15 protein-coding genes are annotated in these 16,171 nt (G+C 40.8%); 9 read left to right on the forward strand and 6 right to left on the reverse strand.

Going from position 1 to position 16,171, the window contains the following annotated elements; translation table 11 throughout:
• Positions 1–228: 228 nt before the first annotated feature.
• Both mutL and V7L20_RS14230 read right to left on the reverse strand, forming a co-directional pair.
• Positions 229–2,004: a DNA mismatch repair endonuclease MutL gene (gene mutL / locus V7L20_RS14225; protein ID WP_334744705.1), complete on the reverse strand. Its 1,776-nt coding sequence runs from the start codon at positions 2,002–2,004 to the stop codon at positions 229–231.
• Between the two features lie 80 nt (positions 2,005–2,084).
• Positions 2,085–3,134 carry an adenosine deaminase gene (locus tag V7L20_RS14230; protein ID WP_334744706.1) on the reverse strand — a complete coding sequence of 350 codons (1,050 nt, stop codon included), beginning with the start codon at positions 3,132–3,134 and terminating at the stop codon, positions 2,085–2,087.
• Positions 3,135–3,491: 357 nt separating this feature from the next.
• Here V7L20_RS14230 and V7L20_RS14235 point away from each other — a divergent pair, with 357 nt between their 5' ends.
• From V7L20_RS14235 to V7L20_RS14270, 8 genes are all read left to right on the forward strand, one after another.
• Positions 3,492–3,701: a hypothetical protein gene (locus V7L20_RS14235; RefSeq protein WP_334744707.1), complete on the forward strand. Its 210-nt coding sequence runs from the start codon at positions 3,492–3,494 to the stop codon at positions 3,699–3,701.
• Between the two features lie 591 nt (positions 3,702–4,292).
• Positions 4,293–5,406 (forward strand): peptide chain release factor 2 gene (gene prfB / locus V7L20_RS14240; RefSeq protein ID WP_334744708.1). Its coding sequence is split into 2 segments (ribosomal slippage): positions 4,293–4,364 and positions 4,366–5,406, totalling 1,113 coding nucleotides; the frame shifts between segments, so codons are not numbered across the junction.
• 230 nt (positions 5,407–5,636) lie between these two features.
• Positions 5,637–5,792, forward strand: a complete 156-nt coding sequence (locus V7L20_RS14245; protein WP_334744709.1) for a DUF3285 domain-containing protein — start codon at positions 5,637–5,639, stop codon at positions 5,790–5,792.
• Positions 5,793–6,235: 443 nt separating this feature from the next.
• Complete coding sequence (gene ybeY, locus V7L20_RS14250; protein ID WP_334744719.1) at positions 6,236–6,763, forward strand: rRNA maturation RNase YbeY; 528 nt, start codon at positions 6,236–6,238, stop codon at positions 6,761–6,763.
• 153 nt (positions 6,764–6,916) lie between these two features.
• A complete protein-coding gene (locus tag V7L20_RS14255; protein WP_334744710.1) occupies positions 6,917–7,372 on the forward strand; it encodes a diacylglycerol kinase family protein in 456 nt (151 codons plus the stop codon).
• Positions 7,373–7,554: 182 nt separating this feature from the next.
• Positions 7,555–8,154: an anthranilate synthase component II gene (locus tag V7L20_RS14260; RefSeq protein ID WP_334744711.1), complete on the forward strand. Its 600-nt coding sequence runs from the start codon at positions 7,555–7,557 to the stop codon at positions 8,152–8,154.
• Between the two features lie 3 nt (positions 8,155–8,157).
• The gene (locus tag V7L20_RS14265; RefSeq protein WP_334744712.1) at positions 8,158–8,925 is read left to right on the forward strand and encodes an MBL fold metallo-hydrolase; all 768 of its coding nucleotides are present in this window, start codon (positions 8,158–8,160) and stop codon (positions 8,923–8,925) included.
• 454 nt (positions 8,926–9,379) lie between these two features.
• Entirely contained in the window at positions 9,380–9,931 is a 552-nt protein-coding gene (locus tag V7L20_RS14270; protein ID WP_334744713.1) for a hypothetical protein, read from the forward strand.
• A 426-nt stretch (positions 9,932–10,357) separates the two neighbouring features.
• Here the strand turns inward: V7L20_RS14270 and V7L20_RS14275 are convergent, their stop codons facing one another.
• Positions 10,358–11,599, reverse strand: a complete 1,242-nt coding sequence (locus V7L20_RS14275) for an FG-GAP repeat domain-containing protein (protein WP_334744714.1) — start codon at positions 11,597–11,599, stop codon at positions 10,358–10,360.
• Between the two features lie 864 nt (positions 11,600–12,463).
• On the opposite strand from V7L20_RS14275, the gene V7L20_RS14280 reads away from it, so the two are divergent.
• Positions 12,464–13,774 carry an aminopeptidase P N-terminal domain-containing protein gene (locus V7L20_RS14280; protein WP_334744715.1) on the forward strand — a complete coding sequence of 437 codons (1,311 nt, stop codon included), beginning with the start codon at positions 12,464–12,466 and terminating at the stop codon, positions 13,772–13,774.
• Positions 13,775–13,804: 30 nt separating this feature from the next.
• Here V7L20_RS14280 and V7L20_RS14285 read toward each other — a convergent pair whose 3' ends face one another.
• The 3 genes from V7L20_RS14285 to V7L20_RS14295 form a co-directional block, all read right to left on the reverse strand.
• Complete coding sequence (locus V7L20_RS14285) at positions 13,805–14,332, reverse strand: hypothetical protein (protein ID WP_334744716.1); 528 nt, start codon at positions 14,330–14,332, stop codon at positions 13,805–13,807.
• Positions 14,333–14,657: 325 nt separating this feature from the next.
• Complete coding sequence (locus V7L20_RS14290) at positions 14,658–15,203, reverse strand: hypothetical protein (protein WP_334744717.1); 546 nt, start codon at positions 15,201–15,203, stop codon at positions 14,658–14,660.
• Between the two features lie 585 nt (positions 15,204–15,788).
• The gene (locus tag V7L20_RS14295) at positions 15,789–16,007 is read right to left on the reverse strand and encodes a hypothetical protein (RefSeq protein ID WP_334744718.1); all 219 of its coding nucleotides are present in this window, start codon (positions 16,005–16,007) and stop codon (positions 15,789–15,791) included.
• Positions 16,008–16,171 lie beyond the last annotated feature (164 nt).

Consider the following 16,171-nt stretch of genomic DNA (forward strand, 5'->3'; position numbering starts at 1 on the left):
GACGCACTTTCGTTCACCAGTACAGTTTATTTGCGCCGACATCCTTAGTTAATAAGTCATGCATTGTTAAACTGGTATTGTGACCACAGCAGTTCATCTTTGATATGGCTGATCCAGAATGCCTAATGGACATTAATTTGTTAAAATTGACATTAATCTGTTAATAGTGACAAATAATTAGTGAATGTACATGGGCAAAAATTAGGTAAAAGAGTCTTACTGAAAACATCAAATTCCATGACTTTTACCAATTACCCAATTACGGCGGAAAAACCGAGCTAAAGCTGATTCTTCTAAAGATAGATAAATTGGGCGTCCGTGGGGACAGGTGCGAGGGTTGCGAGTGCGTTGCCAATTATCTAAAAGTCTTTGCATTTCTTGTTGATTCATAGGCGTACCATTACGAATGGCACTGCGACAGGCGACAGCTACTTGGGCTGTTTGTAAGTCGCCTCCCCAACTAAGTTCTAAAATTGCTTCTGCACAATCGTCTCGCTGTTGCAAAGGTGCAGGTATGTTTCGCACTGCCCAAAGTTGTTCGCCAAAGGGTTCTATTTCTAAACCGATGCGTTGCAATTGCGATATTTGCGCTGGCGACAATTGATAAAGAATGATTGGCGGTTGGACAAAGACAAGTTGCCAATTATCACACAATTGCTCATACAAAACTCGCTCATGGGCAATGTGCTGTTCGACTAACCACATACCACTTGCATGTTCCGCCACAATATAGGTGTTGCTAACTTGAGCGACAGCTTTTAAGGAGTTAGGAGAAACGTGATTAATCGCGTCTGTATAAGGGTTAGGAGTTTTGGGATTTTCGTTAGGATTTTGAGAATTGAAATTGTAGCTGCCTTTTGCTTCTGCGGCTTTGAGTAATTTACTCACTCGTGTTGTGTGGATAGCTTCTTTGAGATTGGTAGAAGAGATACTAAGTGCTTGGTTAATTGCTTGGGTAATTTGCTCTTGCCAATAAATGATTTCGTTGAGGTAAATTTCTGTTTTTGCTGGATTGCGATTCCAGTTAATTTGATCAGGGGAAATGGCAAGATGTAAGAAACAAATTGGATAGCGATCGCGTGGTAATGTTCTGTGAAATGCTGATAATATTGTTTGCTCTAGCTCTGGTGTCTTAACCATCCGTCCGTTGATAGCTACACGTACCCAATCTGGACGATGACGATGACAGCGATCGGGTAATCCTACCACTAAGTTTAGTGCGGAGTTAGGAGTAGAGACGCGATTAATCGCGTCTGTACAGGAGTTAGCAGTAGAGACGCGATTAATCGCGTCTGTACAGGAGTTGAGAGGGTTGGGTATTTCTAGTTTGACTTCTTGCAAATCGCCTTGTCGTACTTGCGGTAAAATCTGCGGTAGCAGTTGCCCAGTTGTGGCGGCAGGAGAGATAGTGAACCATTTACGGTCATTTTGCCAAATCTGCCAAGTAACGTGGGGATGACATAGGGCGATTTGGTGAATTGTGACTTGCACGGCTTTCATTTGCTGTGCTGTTGTGGGCAATCCCTGACGACGAGATGAGCAATTACCGAAAAGATCGGAAACTGTTACCACTGTACCAGGTGCGATCGCAGTTACTTCAACTTGCACTACTTCCCCACTATCGCTATAGCTAATTCGCCATCCTAATTTTCCACCCACAGGACGACTCAAAATTTCTAAATCTGCCAGAGTTGTTAAGCTATGTAACGCCTCACCACGAAATCCCAAACTGTTAATTTTCCATAAATCGGCACTAGAGCGAATTTTACTGGTGCTGTGGGCTGTGGCTGCTTGTTGCAAATCATCTAGGTTCATTCCACAACCATTATCTGCAACACGAATTCGCCATTGCTGTGGCCATAGAGAAACCACAATTCGCGTTGCACCTGCGTCTAGGGAATTTTCTACCAATTCCCGCACCACAGAAGCAAAACAGTCGATTACCTCACCAGCTGTAATGAGATATACGACTTCCGTTGGTAGAGCTTGAATAGTAGATGCCATAAATTATAGTTTATAGCTTCTAGGTGCTAGCTAAGTAGAGAAGATCAGAAGGCGAATTCACAAGAAATTTTGATTAATAGTTAATTACTATCCCTTGTTGCCAAAACTTTAGGTAGTTCAGGTTTTAGTAAACCGTTCAACAGGGATGCGGGACGTTGACTGTAAGGCCAAGCAAAAGCATGACGAAAAGCTGCATCCTGACAAGCTTGTAATTGTTCAAAACTGATAACGTTGTAAGTCAAGAGATTTTCATACTCAAATGGCAGACGCACATTATGTAACCCAGCATTATCAGTACAGATAGCAATATCTACTCCAGCTTCAAAACAACGGTCAAAAACTAATTTAAGTTGGCGTATATCTTGCAAAGTACCAGTTTTCAGGTAAGTTGTGGGGCAAACTTCTAAACACTGTCCGCGTCTAGCTACATCATTAAGTAACTCTGGATACAGTAGGGGAATTTGAATGCCGTGACCGATTCGCATTAGATAGGGTAATAGTTCGGGGTAACAGCCAGCAGTGGTTTCATATAGATGTCCAGTGGTTTTAACGCCCTGCAATCGCGCATAATCATATAAGCTAACCCATTCTTCTAAGCGATCAGGATAATAGCTATCACCCCCAGCTACATCTACTGCACAGACATACTGCTTATTTTGCGCCGCCAAATCAACAATCGCCTTGTTCACCTCATAAGGTAGGCGCGTGTGCATACAGAGAATTTGGCTAGTAACAATCGGATATTCCGGCTGGTGGCTGGCAAGCCCTACTACTTGCACAATTTCTGCCATCTTGTCAATTCTCTGTGATTGATTTAGATGCTCAGGTGTCCGCAAATAGGGAGTGTAGCGCAGTTCCAGATAAGCCAAATTTTCAAAGATGTAAGCACCCCGCACCAAGCGATAGATAAAGTAAGGCAAAGTTTCAACAGTTTGCACACTTTCTACCAGGGTGTGTAATTCTAAATACTCATCTAAAGTGTTGCGTGGACGGGTGTAAAAATCTTCAAATTGTGAATAGTCAGCAAAACGGGAAATTAACTCCGAAGAATGTCGCTCAAAATATCGCCATAGAACTCTTGGTACGACCGAGCCGCCTAGATGTCTATGTAATTCAGCATATAAAGCCATAGTGGTATTTTTAAGTAAAAATTTTATTGATTGTAACAAAAACATAGAAAGAAAAAATCTGTACTCGAAAAAATTTAGCTCCAGAGAAATTGGATGGGAGCTTTCCCACCATCTGGATTTTTCAGATGAGGTTTCTGCGCTAAGATCCGGATTTTATCCTTGTTTTGTGAAAATCCAGCATTTAATAGTGTTTTGAGTATAAATAAACTTGACATTATCAAGATTAAATTAATTAAAATTAAAAACTTTAATTTTTATGTTATACTTAAATAAACATTGCTATTGGGAATTGAAAAATTAAAATATAACAATATATTTTGCTTTAACGAAGCAAATTCCTGGCAAGGTTGGTATTAATTGAAAATTCAAGCATTAGAAGTCAAGGCTGGCGATCGCATTGTTGCTTACTGCAACAACAAAATGCAAATCTGCAAGGTAAAACGCATCTTAGATCCTGGTCAAGCTAATATCACCCTATCAGTATTCACCTCTGAGAATTATCGCGGTTGTTCAGTTTCATCTATAGTCCGCTTTGGAAGGAACGCCTTGGTTGATTTGGTAAGTTAAAAATCAAGTAAAGATTGAATCTTAAAAATATCTCTAGCTATTAGACATCTTTTAAAATTAAATATGCATTATCCAGAACCCTTGTAGAGACGTAGCACTGCTATGTCTCTAGGAGCAAGTAAATTTATTTATGGTTACTGAGTTGACGGTGAACATCTCGGCTTTGGTCGATGGAACCGCAGTCGAACTGCGTAGCCGAAGTATAGGCTTGATAAATTATTCAATGCGTGACTTTTGACACTTAGACTACTTCGACTACGCCCTTCGACTAGTGTAGTCGAAGGGCGCAGCCGTAAAGCCTGCGGCATAGGTACGCTTAGGGCGCAGCCTCTGGTAGAGTTGGGCGCAGTCGAAGTAGTCAAAGGGTTAAAAGTCAAAAGTATTATAGAATAAGCTTTTTAGTGATTTTAGATGGTTACTCTATTTACGCCGTGGCGTACTAGGTTGTTTCAGCCTTCAACTCACATAAGCCGTCTTATATAAATAGTGTAGAAAAAATTTGCCCAACTACAGCTAAAATCAAGAAACATAAGTAGAATAAAGAGCAATTTTCCAATCCAAAGCGCTCTATCTCTCATTACAGCAAGCACTATGGAAGTTTTAGAACTCAAACGCGAAATCGAAACGTTGTCTGGCCGCCTGGGTAAAACCCAGGACTATCTTTGACGTACCTGCACTGACAGCCAAAATTCAAGACCTCGAAAAAATATCAGCACAGCCGGAATTCTGGAATGACCAAACTCAGGCTCAACAAACGCTGCAAGAACTCAATGACCTGAAAGCCCACCTCCAGCAATACGATCGCTGGCACGCCAATCTAGAAGATACAAAGGCAGTTGTTGAGTTGTTGGAGTTAGAAACTGATGAGGCGCTACTTCAAGAAGCAGAATCTACCATCATCAAGCTGAATCGTGACCTGGATCAGTGGGAATTACAACAGTTACTTTCTGGCCCCTATGATGCAGAAGGTGCTGTACTGACAATTACTGCTGGTGCTGGTGGCACAGATGCCCAAGACTGGGCATTTATGCTGATGCGGATGTACACCCGTTGGGGCGAAGCTCACGGCTATAAAGTAACTTTAGCTGAAGAGTCAGAGGGTGATGAAGCCGGAATTAAATCGGCAACCCTAGAAATTACTGGTCGCTATGCTTATGGTTACTTGCGTTCAGAAATGGGTACACATCGCTTAGTGCGGATTTCACCTTTTAATGCCAACGGCAAGCGACAAACCAGTTTTGCAGGGGTGGAAGTGATGCCGCAGATTGATAACTCTGTGCAATTGGATATTCCAGATAAAGATTTGGAAATCACCACAACTCGCTCTGGTGGAAAAGGTGGACAAAACGTCAACAAAGTAGAAACTGCTGTGCGGATTGTTCACCTTCCCACTGGTCTTGCCGTGCGCTGTACAGAGGAGCGATCGCAGCTGCAAAATAAAGAAAAAGCTCTAAATCGCCTCAAAGCAAAGTTGTTGGTCATCGCCAAGGAGCAACGCGCCCAAGAAATTGCCGAAATTCGTGGCGATATGGTGGAAGCCTCCTGGGGAAACCAAATCCGTAACTATGTATTTCACCCTTACCAAATGGTGAAGGATTTACGTACAAATACAGAAACAACAGCGATTAATGATGTGATGAATGGCGAACTTGATACATTTATTCAAGCTTATCTACGCCAAGAAAATAAATTAGTAGAAAGTTAAATAGCATAAATTATGATTATTTACAAGGGCTAAGTAATTAATTTTAATATTACTTAGCCCTTGTGATTTATTTTTCTAAAATTCGCGTAGACGTAGCCCGTCGTACACATTGCATAGCATTCCTTCTTATTGGGGCGTTTTTAGATAAATTCTTTGGTAATATACAGGCGATCGCCATTCTATGCTAGACCAACTGTTACAGTTATAAAAGAGTCTGTGGACAAATAACTATGAGCAACACTCCTTCAACAGAACCTCAACCTAGCTACGTCAAACTCGCCATGCGAAACATGGTGCAAAAGGGTGGAACTTCCCTGAAGCATTTTGCGTTGACTGCTGTAGGGCTTTTATCTCTCCTTGTTGGTCTAGCTTACCTAACTCACTAAGCTATTAGACAACTGGTGAGGGTTGTCATCAATCATTAGTCAACCCCTTCGCTACCGGACGCACTCGCGTTCGAGGAAGTCAAAAGTTAACACTGAGCGGACTTGTACTGAGCTTGTCCTCTTGGTAGTCGTAAAGCCTGCGGCATAGCTACGCTTAAGGCGCAGCCTCTGGTAGAGTTGGGCGTAGTCAAAGTAGTCGAATTGTCAAAAGTCAAAAGTCAAACATTTTGAACCCCATACTTCGGCTACACAGTTCGACTGCGGTTCCATCGAGCAAAGCCGAGATGCTCACCGTAAACTCAGTAACCATAAATAAATTTACTTGCTCTGTACCTTTTTCTTTCTGGTCATTAGTTATTTATATTTCAAAGGACAAATGACCAATTGACAAAGGAGAGTCTTAACGAAAAACCGTAAACCTCAGACTAGGAGACTGTGTGCCCCTGAGTGTTGAACTATACGTGGAAGATGATTTTTACGAGTTGTCCCCAACAACATCTGTAAAAATTGAGGACACTGATTCCCGAATTCCTCCTGAAACTTGGGAAAATTGGTTTAATCACTGGTTGGAAATACTTCACCCTTGTATTCCGCCAGCGCCAAGCTATGAAATCGGGCTGCGTTTGACAGATGATTCGCAAATTCAAGAACTGAATGCCCAGTATCGTCAACAAAATAAGCCCACAGATGTTTTAGCCTTTGCTGCTTTGGAGGTGGATTTTCCTCAAAGCAAAGAGATGCTTGCTTCTGTATCATTATACTTAGGTGATATCATCGTGTCTGTAGATACAGCACAACGTCAAGCTCAACAGCAGGAACATAGCTTACCAACTGAGCTAGCCTGGTTAGCTAGTCACGGTTTGTTACATCTCTTGGGCTGGGATCATCCTGATGAAGAAAGTTTGGGGCGAATGTTAGAACAGCAAGTGAGATTGCTGAACGCAATAGGTATTGCTATTGACATGGAATAGCAAGAGTTCATGTATTCTTTAATATTAATTTTGGGTAATACTTTTATAATACTTCTGTGGAAAATTGCTTAAAGATTGCCTCAAAGTTAATTCCGCCATTAAAATCAGCAAATATTCCCACTGTAGCAACTCTGTTTTTGTCTTTTTAAGTGTATGTCCCAAAAAATTTCTCCATCACCAACGCCCACCTCGTTACAAACACTGGTGTCTAACGAACGGGAATTCTCCTGGAAAGTAGCCTCTAATTTATTTGTTAGTTTTAAATATGCTTGGGCTGGAATCAGTTATAGTTTTCAAACTCAACGTAATTTTCGCATCCACGTAAGTGTTTGCGCGTTGGCGATCGCTTTAAGCGTTTTTCTACATCTGCAAGCCGTGGAAATCGCGGTAATTGGTGTAACTAGTGGTTTAGTTTTGGCATTAGAGTTACTAAATACAGCGCTCGAGTCTCTTGTGGACTTAACCGTTAAGCAGACATACCATGAATTGGCAAAAATTGCAAAAGATTGTGCGGCTGGCGCAGTGCTTGTCTCTGCTTTGGTAGCAGTGCTGGTAGCTGGTACGCTCCTGCTCCCTCCTCTGGTAAAGTTAATTATATCGACTTTATAGACGTGATTTGCTTTGGCGTAGCCCAACCAAAGCGTCGCCAAGTGAGCTGATAAGAGGATCACACTCTGTCCAATCCCCTGGAGAACACATTATAAGCAATTGAAAAGTGAGGCGCTCGTGCCAAGCATCCTGGGTAAAGGGCTTTGAGTCAGTATCTCTGTAAAAACCAGGAGTGATGAGCTTTGATTATAGTTATCGACAATTATGACAGTTTTACATATAATTTAGTGCAGTATCTGGGAGAATTGGCAGCAGAATTCCCAGTAGCAGATGATATTAAAGTTTTTCGTAACGATAAGATATCCATAGATGAAATTCAAGCATTAAAGCCCGAAGCCGTGGTTATTTCTCCTGGACCTGGTCGCCCGGAAGATGCCGGTATTTCTTTAGAATTGATTGAACAGCTAGGACAAGAGTTGCCAATCTTGGGTGTTTGTTTAGGACATCAAAGCATCGGTCAAGTATTCGGTGGTAAAATAATTCCTGCTCCAGAGTTGATGCATGGCAAAACCTCTCAGGTGTCTCACACTGGGGTGGGGGTTTTTCGAGGATTAGAAAATCCTTTAACCGCCACCAGGTATCATAGTTTGGTGATCGAACGTGAGACTTGCCCTGATGTGTTAGAAATCACCGCTTGGGTTGAAGATAACACCATTATGGGAGTACGACACCGGAACTATCCTCATATTCAGGGCGTCCAGTTTCACCCAGAGAGTGTCCTGACATCTTCAGGAAAACAGTTATTGCGAAATTTTCTCCAACAGTTACAGTCGAGAGCATAATTAATGAAACGACGACAGTTGATGGGCTATGCTGGGGCGGGGTTAGTCACAGCTTTGATTACTAACTTGGGTTCTGAATCTCAAGCTGACGCACAATCTAGCGGTTTATCAGTTCAGTGGTTGGGTCATACTTGCTTTCTTTTTACTGGTGGCGGTGCGAAAATTCTCGTTAATCCATTTCGGTCAATCGGCTGTACAGCTGGGTATCGTCCCCCAAAAGTTGCAGCAGATTTAGTATTGATTAGCAGCCAACTGCTAGATGAAGGTGCTGTGGATGTACTACCGGGAAATGCAAAACTCATCTACGAGCCAGGAGTTTACGAGTTCAAAGGTATTAAGTTTCAAGGAATTGCCATAGACCACGATCGCAAAGGTGGTAGGCAGTTCGGTTCAAATACCGCTTGGAGTTGGAAGCAAGGCGGAATTAATATTCTACACTTAGGTGGAGCTGCTGCACCCATTTCCATTGAGCAAAAAATTCTCATGGGGCGTCCTGATGTAGCATTTATTCCGGTGGGAGGCAGTGCAAAAGCCTACAATGCCCAGGAAGCGAAGCAGGCTGTTCAAGTGTTAAATCCCAAGTTGGTGATTCCAACCCATTACCGGACACAGGCCGCTGATGCTGCTAAGTGCGATCTTTCGCCACTGGATGATTTTCTGACCTTGATGCAAGGTATGACAGTGCAACGTAGTAACACAGATACTATTTCCATTAGCCCTGGTAAATTGCCGGAAAATGGGGAAATTGAGGTTTTGAGCTACAAGTTTTGAGGAGTAGGGATGAGTGGATGAGGGAGAATAATCAATGATTCCAGTCCCCTAGCTGCTGATATGATGTCCGTCTAATTGCCCATCATAAAAGCACACCACCCCAACCCTTTCCCTTGCTAACCTGAGTTCGATATAATAAATTAGCTTAAAAAGCTTGTATGATCAGCTTTTAAACCAATTGAGCTAGAAAAAATATTCAGAATTAAACCTATTTTTTGAGAACAGAGTGTTTATTCTCATTATAAGAGACATGTTGATCACAAAGCACGAATGCGTTTTTCATCCGAAAGCTTTATGTATAATGTTTTGGGAAATTTTCTTACGTAGAACTCAGGTTTAAATAAGAAATGCTTATTCTCTATAGACCAAGAAATCATCAGTTTGTCATTAAAATTAGATAATTTTTTGAGAGAATTGAAAAGCTCATAATTTTATTTTTTGGCATTTCGCAATTATGAACCCTAACCTTAAAGATATATCCCCCAATTCGTCTCGCCGTCAAATTTTAAAGACTGCTCTCACCTTTGTGACTGGCTTAACCACCACATCACTGTTATCTTTTTTGATTCCCAAATCCACAAAGCCAGCAAAAGCACTTATTCCTGTGCAAAAAGCAAATGAGTTTGAACTTAAGGGTGAAGGTATTGAGATCAAGTATTCAGTTGTTAATGGAGTTCCACAGCTTGATTACAAAACTGAAAAAATTTCTCATAATTTCAGTGGCGATCAAATTGAGACATCAACCACTGATGGAATCAATGATACATTACTCACAGTAATTATTAGCAGACCACCAAACTTGAATTTTGTTCTCGGAAGTATAGTCAGACTGAGCTTATTCTTACCAGATATCAACTTAGTCAGCACTACAGATGAACTTGCTGTCCAAGCCATAGCCATTTTAGCTACTCAGCAAGTTGAAGGAAATTTAGTTCGTGGCGTACCAGTGGTACCAACGTCATATAAGACTGTTGTACTCAAGGGAACCGCTAGATACCGTAGATAAAGCCTAATTTCTAAAATTAATTTTTCTTGAGAACAATTCTTCAGATATCGCTTGACCTGGATTTCTCACTGGTGATTTGGATGAAGTATCGGCAAGCCGACGCTAATGTTCTGGTTGAGTCGTTTCTAGGAGTTACGCATCGTACATAAATACTACATGCAATTCAGGTGTTTCAGCTATGTTTAGCAACTAGCTATGTCTACGACGGGCTATTCGGCGTCACTCATGTTGCGAATAAATCAAAATTATGCCAAGCGCTTGAAACGACTAAATACCGTAAATCACATTATGGTTAATTTGTACAGTGCATAAGTCCTAGATATGACTCCTGACTCTGCCAATTTTAGATTTTGAATTTTGGATTTTTGATTGAACGAAAAACCTAAAATCTAAAATCTAAAATTGAATGACTCTTGTTTCTAGGTTTTAGAACGTATACCACTCTCCACCAAGCTTATCTGCGTCGCTGATAGGAGTCTCAACCGCCGTCGTTCCATCTATAGTCCAAATTTTGTCTGCACCTGCTGTCTGATCGCGCCAGTAGATGTCGGTCTTGCCATCGCCGTTGAAGTCGCCAAGGGATGGTGTCAAGGCCGCGGTATTAGTCGGTAAGAAAGCTTCAGTGGCAACTGTTGTACCATCCATCAACCAAGCGGTGTTCTCGCCAGTGGTGCCATTGTGCCAGAAGATATCGGTCTTGCCATCACCGTTGAAATCGCCAATCTTAGAAGTCCAGGCTGAGTCAAGTGTCTTCAAAGCACCCTCTGTAACTATGATCCCATTCATCGTCCAAACTTTGTTCTCACCGGTTTGAGCGTTTCTCCATAGAATATCAGTCTTATAGTCGCCGTTAAAATCACCAAGGGTAGGAGTCCAAGCGGCGTCTTGTGATTGTATTGCAAGCTCAGTCTTTTGCGTACCATCCATAAACCAAGCGGTGTTATCGCCGGTTGTCGGATTGCGCCAGAAAATATCACTCTTGCCATTGCCATCGAAATCAACAATGCTAGGAGTTAGCGCTGGGTCTGTTTTATCTAAAACAGTTGCATTCAGAACTGTGGTGCCATCCATCTCCCAAATAGCGTTCTCACCGGTTTGATTATTATGCCAGAAGATATCGGTTTTGCGATCGCCATTAAAATCGCCAATCTGAGGAGTCCAAGCTGGGTCAACACTGGTTAGAGCAGCCGAATTAGCAACTTTGGTTCCATCCATCAGCGCAATGGCATTTTCACCGGTTGTCTTATTGCGTAATAAGAAGTCGGTTTTGCCATCACCATTGAAGTCAGCAATTTTGTAATCATAGGCGGATAGGTCGAATTTACCTAGAGAACCCTGGTCGATAACTTTTGTGCCATCCATCAACCGAATGATAATCTCACCAGTTGTAGAATCGACCCAAACTTTGTCTGTTTTACCATCACCGTTAAAGTCAGGAGTAATCGCTGCACTAGTTAAATAAGGATTAGGATTGGGATTTGCTGATGTTTTAACAGGTGCAGTCACCGGTTCACTTTCTAGTGCTAGTGAAGAACTCTTACTTCCAAACCCCAAATCATAATTTAAACTCTTAAGAGAAGTTGTCAAGATTTCTGATTTTGCAAAAGAATCTGATACTAATCGAAATGTATTCAAAGCTAAAGGTGAGGAATTTTGATTTCCAGACATGGTTTATTTTTATGATTGGTTGTTATATTCTTTTAACTTTTTTTGCCAATCTCTTTCTGTAACAAAATAACATTTACCAGTTTTTCAGGTTTTCTTTATAACTATTTATTCTTTATTAATGTCATTTTTTGAAGATAAATATTTGTTGATTTTAAACTATTCTTCTAAGTTGTTCAAGTTTTATACAAGCAATTGCAAAATATTATTTTGTATTTTATATATGATGCTTTATAGATAAAGTTTGATTGTTTTATTTATTTTCTTTGACATTTAAATATAGGACTTAGGCACAGGTAACGGAAAACGTAGACGCTGCATCGGCTTAAGGCAGGGTACCACAGATAAGCCAGTGCGCCCTTGCAGTTAAGAGACTTGTTCGCTTTTAGCATTCTTGCTCTTTAGCAACTGGCGCAACGCAGAGGTCATGGAGAAATGAGAGTTTGGGAGGGGTTTTGCGTAAGTCATAAAATGTTGTATCAAAAATCTACTTGTATATTTAAGACACTTAATTTATATTTATTGGTTACGTAAGCGATCGCTTTTTTGTTGTAGGTTGAGTGAACATATTTTTTACTGTGTGTTGTGAAATTTATTAAATACCAAAAATTAGATAAAATAAAGGGTTATAAATTATTTCAGGAAGATCCTAAATTATTTGATAACAACAAGATTTCCGAGTTGCTTAAAAACTAGAAAATCTAAGTGTTTCGAGATAATTAATTCTTCTCTAATGATTTATAACTTGAGGGGAAACAAATATTGGTTAGAATAACTTAAATTAGCAACTATTAAGAGGCATAATCTGTGCATCTGCTAGTTACTTAAAGTGTCAAATAATACAATAATATTAAAAGTACATCAACTATGCAAGCAGAATATCGGCAGCGTCGCGAGCAGTTAATGGCAAAAATTGGTGATGGTACAGCCATTTTTCGCAGTGCGCCAATGGCAGTAATGCACAATGATGTCGAGTATGTTTATCGTCAAGACAGTGATTTTTTTTACTTAACTGGTTTTAATGAACCACAAGCAGTAGCAGTGTTAGCGCCGCATCATTTAGAACATCGGTTTGTGCTGTTTGTCCAACCAAAGGATCGCGAAAAGGAAGTATGGACTGGTTATCTTTCAGGGGTAGATGCAGCGAAGGAAATTTATGGTGCTGATGAAGCGTACCCCATTAGCGAGTTAGATGAAAAGTTGCCGCAGTATTTGGAAAAAGCCAGTCGGATTTATTATCACTTAGGACGCGATCGCACTTTCAATGACCAAATCCTGCGACATTACCAAAGTTTACTACGGACTTACCCTAAGCGCGGTACTGGGCCGATCGCCATTGAAGATACTGGTTCTGTTCTCAACAGCATGAGACTAATCAAAAGTGAAGCTGAGTTGGAATTGATGCGTCAAGCAGCTGCGATCGCCACGGAAGCACACAATTATGCACAAAAAATCACCGCACCCGGACGTTATGAGTACGAAATTCAGGCGGAGATGGAACGCATCTTTCGAGTGCGGGGTGGATTAGGCCCGGCTTATCCTTCGATTGTGGCTTCCGGCGTGAATGCTTGCGTACTGCATTACATTGAAAATAATCGTCAAATGCAGGATGGAGAATTACTGCTAATTGATGCCGGTTGTGCTTATGGTTATTACAACTCGGATATTACCCGGACATTTCCTGTTGGGGGTAAATTTACACCAGAACAAAAGACACTGTATGAGATTGTTTTAGAGGCGCAAAAACAAGCGATCGCTCAAGTGCAACCAGGTAATCCCTTCAAATTAGTTCATGATACAGCAGTGCGCGTTCTCACCGAAGGTTTAGTTGAACTTGGCATCCTCAAAGGTGAAATTGATAAGTTAATTGAAGAAGAGAAATATAAGCCATATTATATGCATCGCACCAGTCATTGGTTAGGGTTAGATGTCCATGATGTGGGAGTTTATCAGCACGGTGAAGATAAACCGCAGATTTTGCAACCAGGTCAAATTTTGACAGTGGAACCGGGACTATATATTGTGCCTGATACCAAACTAGCAGAAGACCAACCAGAGACTGATCCTCGATGGGTTGGCATTGGTATTCGGATTGAGGATGATGTGTTAGTTACATCTAATGGACATGAAGTGTTAACTGCGGGAGTTCCCAAGGCAGTGGATGAAGTGGAAAGATAAAAAAGGGGGATGGTACGAACCATCCCCAAACTAAAATTGAGGACAAGCCATCAGAGTCATTGTCAGAATCCCTAAGATTTTGTCTATTTCTTTAATAAAGTAATCGTTCTTATCGATAAAGATGGTATTGTCACAAAGTTTGAGAAATTTCCAATCTGTTCCTGTTGTAACTACACCATAAATTTCATTGATAATATTTCCTTGTTGCTGGTTAAACAATTGAGATGCAATCATTGTCGCAATGCATTGCCCTAAACCAGATTTAATACTTTCATTTTTGGCTTCCACAATGGTCACGACAGGGCTAGTAATATCATATTGTTCTGGTGAACAACTGAGAATAAAATCACAGTGCCCTTCTAAGCCTTTAGAAACATCTACATTAAACTCTGAACCATAAAATATACTAACTTGGTATTTAAAGAAGCGTTTAACTTCAATTAAAACAGGCATAATAATTAGTTCAGAACGAGCTTTTTCTGTATTTATTGCTGTCACCAATGGGAAATGCTCAGAGAAAATCAAATTTAAATATTCACTAGGTGAAACTGTCTGCACATCTACAAATAAATCTTGATTTTCAATAAAGATTAATTTAAAAAGTCTGTTTTTACTTTGCTAAGATTAAAGGCGCTGTACGGCACTGTATCACCCCTCAATCACGCTTAACTGCATAGTATCATCTTGGGAGTAAAGTGCAGCGATGCCTACGGTGGTCACTGAGCTTCTTGTACTGACTTGTGCTGAGCGTAGCCGAAGCAGCGCAGTCGAAGTATGTCGTACCACTTCGTGGAAGCAAGCTACGCGCAGCGTCTCGTAGAGAAGTGCGGCAAGCTACGCAACTTGCGGATTGCTAAGAAAGTAAGTTTGATAATATCTCAAATTAAGAACAGCCCTCAACAAATTCAACTTCTGGTAGTTTACCTGAACGAAACTGAGTAACACGCTTACCGTCAGTCTCGAATATCACACGATATTTCTGATCAGCACGGTCTTTCGGGATCAATGTCAAGTAGTGTCCGCCTTGGACGTATTTATGAGGTGTGACTTTAATTTGTCCTGGGTAAAGAGACTTGATTTGTGCTTCGGTATCGCCAATTTTTGCACCTTTAAGGGTAGTAATTTGAGTATTCTGCTGCACATCTACTCTAGAAATGCGACCTTCTGTAACCATAAATGAAAGATTTTTGGGTTCATTTTGTGGCTTAACATAGTAGCAATTGTTATTGGGTGGATCGCCCACTAGCTTAGTACCAGCAGCCTTTGACGCTTGGGAAACAGTCATCCCAACTCTTACTTGTCCGATACCATTGATGGACAATTTTGATTGATTTGTCAGTTTTCCTTGTGCTAGTACTGTCCCAATTGTCAAATAAGAAAGGGCAAGTGTTACGGTACTAAGAGTCAATAATTTAACTTTACTATCCATTTACTGCAAATAAAAACTGGTAGATATTTATATATATATAATAGCTATATTAAGTGGGTGGGAAAATTTATTAAGTATGTCACTGCCAGTGAAACTGAGTGCAACGTACTAGTAGGTCGATACAAGCTACACTTAGCGTTTGGTGGAAAAGCAATCACAAGAACTTTGACGATTTTGCGTTTTGTTAGATAGTTAGGTTTATTCATGCCTACCTATTTAACAATTTTTGATTTTCAAGCTGTTGACTGACGAAACTAAACCTCGTCTAAATTGAAACCCGTAGTTTTTCCTCATCGGACTCGAGATGATTTTTTACCCATAGGCGATCGCTAATATCAAAAGGCTTGGAATTGATATCTTTTTGAAATAAATCAACGCGTTGAATTAACTCTGCTGGGGGTTTCGATTTGTTTGTTGTCCTACTTTTGTTGCACTTTTCCGGTTACATATCTCGTATAAAGCCATTAGCCGCTCGCGTGTGCGAATATGCTTCGCTCTCAAGGCTACTTCTCTTAAAGAAGAAGCACTTTCATTCCAATGATCGCATTCTACTTTCAGCATCCCCACTTCACTACGCAGCTACACTTATCTATATACAGTAATATTTTTTCTCGTAAAACTCCAGTTCTCAAGATGGATGGGGTTTAACTGCCTAATTTGGCTGCTCAATTCCAGGGTTTTTTCTACCAACTCAGCAGGCTGCACTTCGCGTAACCAAGCAATTTGACGTTGTTGGATCTCGATATTTTCAGTATCTAACGCTAGGGCAAAAGCGATCGCCATTGCACTTTCCTGCTCTGGCACACCCAAGCGCAGAGATTCTAGTAACTGCTTCTAGAGTTTCTCGCTCATGTTTCATGTACCCTTTGGCAGTTTCACTCTAACAAATAACGATAAGTTGCTTTGATAATTTGAGCCAGTGCATAAGCTGTTTCCGGCTCAAGACGTTTGTCGCCTAAAAGCAAAGT

Source organism: Nostoc sp. (assembly GCF_036916735.1).
In the GTDB taxonomy this organism is placed as follows: domain Bacteria; phylum Cyanobacteriota; class Cyanobacteriia; order Cyanobacteriales; family Nostocaceae; genus Nostoc.

Coding starts and splice junctions, on each gene's coding strand:
- V7L20_RS14270 (WP_334744713.1), top strand. CDS start 9,380: ATGAACCCTAACCTTAAAGATATATCCCCCAATTCGTCTCGCCGTCAA.
- V7L20_RS14280 (WP_334744715.1), top strand. CDS start 12,464: ATGCAAGCAGAATATCGGCAGCGTCGCGAGCAGTTAATGGCAAAAATT.
- V7L20_RS14255 (WP_334744710.1), top strand. CDS start 6,917: ATGTCCCAAAAAATTTCTCCATCACCAACGCCCACCTCGTTACAAACA.
- V7L20_RS14245 (WP_334744709.1), top strand. CDS start 5,637: ATGAGCAACACTCCTTCAACAGAACCTCAACCTAGCTACGTCAAACTC.
- V7L20_RS14230 (WP_334744706.1), bottom strand. CDS start 3,134: ATGGCTTTATATGCTGAATTACATAGACATCTAGGCGGCTCGGTCGTA.
- mutL (WP_334744705.1), bottom strand. CDS start 2,004: ATGGCATCTACTATTCAAGCTCTACCAACGGAAGTCGTATATCTCATT.
- V7L20_RS14275 (WP_334744714.1), bottom strand. CDS start 11,599: ATGTCTGGAAATCAAAATTCCTCACCTTTAGCTTTGAATACATTTCGA.
- V7L20_RS14290 (WP_334744717.1), bottom strand. CDS start 15,203: ATGGATAGTAAAGTTAAATTATTGACTCTTAGTACCGTAACACTTGCC.
- V7L20_RS14265 (WP_334744712.1), top strand. CDS start 8,158: ATGAAACGACGACAGTTGATGGGCTATGCTGGGGCGGGGTTAGTCACA.